The sequence below is a fragment of the uncultured Thermomonas sp. genome (assembly GCF_937872235.1).
GTDB lineage: Bacteria > Pseudomonadota > Gammaproteobacteria > Xanthomonadales > Xanthomonadaceae > Thermomonas > Thermomonas beijingensis.
This window is the reverse complement of sequence record NZ_CALMPC010000130.1, coordinates 1-3,986: the sequence shown is the minus strand read 5'-3', so window position 1 is coordinate 3,986 and position 3,986 is coordinate 1. Positions and strand designations below refer to the sequence as shown.

General features: G+C 59.3%; 3 protein-coding genes. 2 read left to right on the top strand and 1 reads right to left on the bottom strand.

Annotation, left to right across the window (positions count from 1 at the left end; translation table 11 throughout):
* On the bottom strand, window positions 1-1,524 hold a 1,524-nt coding region (locus tag QWB57_RS11190), incomplete at its 3' end, for a tetratricopeptide repeat-containing sulfotransferase family protein (protein ID WP_288969586.1).
* 159 nt (window positions 1,525-1,683) lie between these two features.
* On the opposite strand from QWB57_RS11190, the gene QWB57_RS11185 reads away from it, so the two are divergent.
* Both QWB57_RS11185 and metG read left to right on the top strand, forming a co-directional pair.
* Entirely contained in the window at window positions 1,684-2,118 is a 435-nt protein-coding gene (locus tag QWB57_RS11185) for a DUF2147 domain-containing protein (RefSeq protein WP_288969584.1), read from the top strand.
* Window positions 2,119-2,229: 111 nt separating this feature from the next.
* The coding region (gene metG / locus QWB57_RS11180) for a methionine--tRNA ligase (RefSeq protein WP_288969583.1) at window positions 2,230-3,986 on the top strand (1,757 nt) is incomplete at its 3' end.

The window sequence follows — 3,986 nt, the reverse complement described above, 5'->3', positions numbered from 1 at the left end:
CGGCTCGCGCACTTGCACCGCACTGGCGGTGGCCACGGGGGCGGTGTTGTCTTGAAACTGCAAGCACGCGTCTTCCCACGGCAGACCGCAATGCGCCAGCGCCATACGCATGGTGGCCTCTGGTGCGTCCACCAAGTCCTCGTAGTGCACTTCCAGAATCCGTCCGGGCATCACCTGCTGCCAGTGCCGCAGCAGTGCATCAAATTGCAGGTAATAAGCGCCAGTATCCAGCAGATCAAACGAGTAGTCGTAATACGGCGTACTTTGTGCGAACAACTGGCGGAAGTTGCCCAGGCAAGTGTCCATCGGGTTGCGCCGCATGCAGAGGATGCGCGCCTTCGGCAAGGCTTGCGCGATATGCCCCAAATACAAGAAATTGTGCGGCAATTTATCCGTGAACCGTGGTTTGCTGGCGGTGCCAGGACGGGTGCTGGCCACATAGGCATCGCCCACTTTTTGCCAAGGCAAATGCCGCGCCCGCTGGATGCAGTCCACGTCGATCAACTCCGGCGTGATGCTGCCCGATGCACGTTTGAGGACGACACCGAAGTTCTGCAACTCCCCTGCCGAATGCACCTGCGAGTGGCTGGACAGGATGCGATCCATCAAGGTGGTACCACTGCGTGGCATGCCCACGATGAAAATCGGCTCCGCGTTGTCACTCCCGATGGCGCTGTCTGCAATCGACTCTGGAAAGGCTTCACGTACAGCCGCAAAAAGAGCGGCATCGCGGGCGCGACTGCCTTTTCGGCCCACTCCGCCGGCCTGCTTTCCGGCGACCAGGTGGTTGAACGCGGCCGCGTCATCACGCAAGTCTTCCAACTCGGCCGACAGTGCCAAATTCAAATACATGCGCGCTTCGTTATCTGCTTCGGGACAACTGGCGAGCAGGGTTTGCAACCTACTCAGGTGATTGTTGTCCGGTCCGGATTTGCGCAATTTCGCCAAGGCCAAATGGGCCTTCCAGTAGTGTGGCTGCCGGCTCAAGCAGGCTTCATATTCGCGCTCGGCATCCTCCAGTCGGCCGGCAAACGTCAGCGAGGTTGCCAGATTGAAGCGAAACGCGGCCTGCTGCGGGAACAGCGCAACCGCACGTTCAAACATTGCTACGGCCTTGGTGTGCTCGTTGCCGCGCGTGTACACCACGCCAAGGGTATCGGCGGTCATCGCATCGGTTGGACCGGCGTTGACCGCAGCATCAGCAACCGTCAGTGCTTCTCGCAACATACGCCCGTCCGACAACAGCTTGGCCAATTGCGCGGCATAGTCGGCACGTGCGGGATTCAGCCGTACCGCCTGCTGCAAATGCTGCATGGCCTGAGGCATCTGCTGCAGATTCATCGCTGCCACACCCGCAACGAACTGCACCCCGGCATGCCCGGGCAAATGCTGCAACAACCTGTGCGCCAGTTCGGCTGCTTGCCGCCAATCCCCTCGGTTCAAGGCCTCTACGGCTGCCTGATAGATAGGCCGCGGATCAAACGCACCTGCCATCTCATCCTTGCGATCAACCACGTTATTCACCTGCCTCTTCCGCATGATCCGAACCCGCAAGTTTAGCCCCAAGCCAGCTCAATCCCGACTGGCCAGGCAATCCCGGCAGATCCCCATACCCCTGCGAATGGGGTATAACGCCAATTAGGAGCGCGCCGCGCTCTTGCTCATCCCTGGGAGGGGACATCCATGCGCAAGATCATTTTGGCAACACTGTTGGCATCCTTCGCATTCGCAGCTTCGGCGCAACAACATGCCACCTCGCCGGTTGGCAAGTGGAAGACACTGGACGACAAATCCGGCAAGGCAATGACAATTTCGGAAATCTACGAAGCCAAAAACGGGACATTGGCTGCCAAGATCACCGAAAACCTAGGCATGCCAGCCACTTGCGATGAATGCAGTGGGCAGTACAAAGGCAAGCCCTATGTAGGCATCGTCACCTTGTGGAATCTGAAGGCGCAAAAAGACGGCACATGGGGCGACGGCAAGGGCTATAAGCCGTCTGAAGACCGTAATTTCAATGCCAAGTCGATCAAACTGATCGATGGTGGCAAGAAACTGGAGGTGAAAGGCTGCGTGGCTTTCATTTGCCGCACGGCCACTTGGGTACGCGCGGACTGACTGCATTGAGGTTCGGTGTGACGCAAAACCCCGGCTTGCCCGGGGTTTTGCGTGCAGGGGCAACGCGCTTGCGTGCGATAATCGAAACCCCGTTTCCTGATAGACCCCCCGATGTCGCGTACTGCACTTGTCACCAACGCCCTGCCCTATGCCAATGGCCCGCTACACCTTGGGCACCTGGTGGGTTACATCCAGGCCGATATCTGGGTGCGCGCACGGCGTATGCGAGGCGACAGCGTGCATTACGTCTGCGCCGATGACACTCACGGCACGCCCATCATGCTGGCAGCCGAAAAAGCCGGGGTGAGCCCCGAGGACTTCATCGCCCGCATCAAAGACAGCCATGAGCGCGACTTTGCCGCATTTGGCGTGGCCTTCGACCACTACGACTCCACCCATTCGCAGACCAATCGCGAGATCACCCAGCAGATTTACGCAAAGCTGCTTGCCGCAGGCCACATCAGCCAACGCAGCGTGGCGCAGTTTTATGACCCGGCCAAAGGCATGTTCTTGCCTGATCGCTACGTCAAGGGCACTTGCCCAAACTGCAAATCGCCCGACCAGTACGGTGACAATTGCGAAGTTTGTGGTGCGGCCTATGGCCCCACGGATTTGATCGACCCCAGGTCGGCGGTCTCCGGGGCCACACCGGAAATACGTGATTCCGAGCATTATTTTTTTGAAGTCGGTCGCTTCGAAGCCTTCTTGCGCGAGTGGCTAGCCGGCGACACCGCGCTGCCGGGAGTCAAAGCCAAACTGATGGAATGGCTGGATGCCGAAGGCGGCCTGCGTGCGTGGGATATCTCGCGCGATGCGCCCTACTTCGGTTTTGAAATCCCCGGTGCACCCGGCAAGTATTTCTATGTCTGGCTGGATGCGCCCATTGGCTATCTATCCAGCTTCAGCAACTATTGCGCCCAAACCGGGATTGCTTACGACAGCTACCTGCAAACTAATTCACAGGCCGAGCTGCACCACTTCATCGGCAAAGACATCGTCAATTTCCACGGCCTGTTCTGGCCGGCGGTGCTGCACGGCAGTGGCCACCGCGCGCCCACGCGTTTGCACGTCAACGGCTACCTCACGGTGGATGGCGCGAAGATGAGCAAGTCACGTGGCACCTTCATCATGGCGCGCACTTACTTGGATGCAGGCCTGGACCCTGAAGCTTTGCGCTACTACTTCGCCGGCAAAACTTCGGGCGGGGTGGACGACGTGGATTTGAACCTTGCCGATTTTGTGGCGCGGGTGAACAGCGACGTGGTGGGCAAGTTCGTGAATCTGGCCAGCCGCTGCGCCGGCTTTATCGAAAAACGTTTCAATGGCCAACTGGCCGTGAGCCTGCCTGACACCGCGCAGTACACGCGCTTCGTGGAGGCGCTGACGGCTGTGCGCGATGCGTATGAACGCAACGAAGCCGCCAGCGCACTGCGGCTGACCATGGCACTGGCCGATGAAGCGAACAAATACATCGACGATCAGAAGCCGTGGGTGCTGGCCAAGCAAGACGGTGCTGATGCGCAGTTACAGGCAGTCTGCACGCAAGGCTTGAACCTGTTCCGGGTGTTGGCTGCGGCCTTGAAGCCGGTGCTGCCGCGCACGGTAGCGCAAGCCGAAGCTTTCCTGGCTGCCCCGATCACGCATTGGGACGATGTGGCCGAGCCGTTGCTGGGATGTTCAATCCAGCCCTACATGGCGTTGTTTACCCGTATCGACCCGAAGCAGATTGCCGCGATGGTGAACGCTTCAAAGGACACACTCGCCACGCCAGCCCCCCGCGCAACACCAGCTGAAATCAAGTCTGCGCCGCAACCTGCCAAGACCGCTGTACCCACGGATACGACTGCCTGCATCGGTATCGACGACTT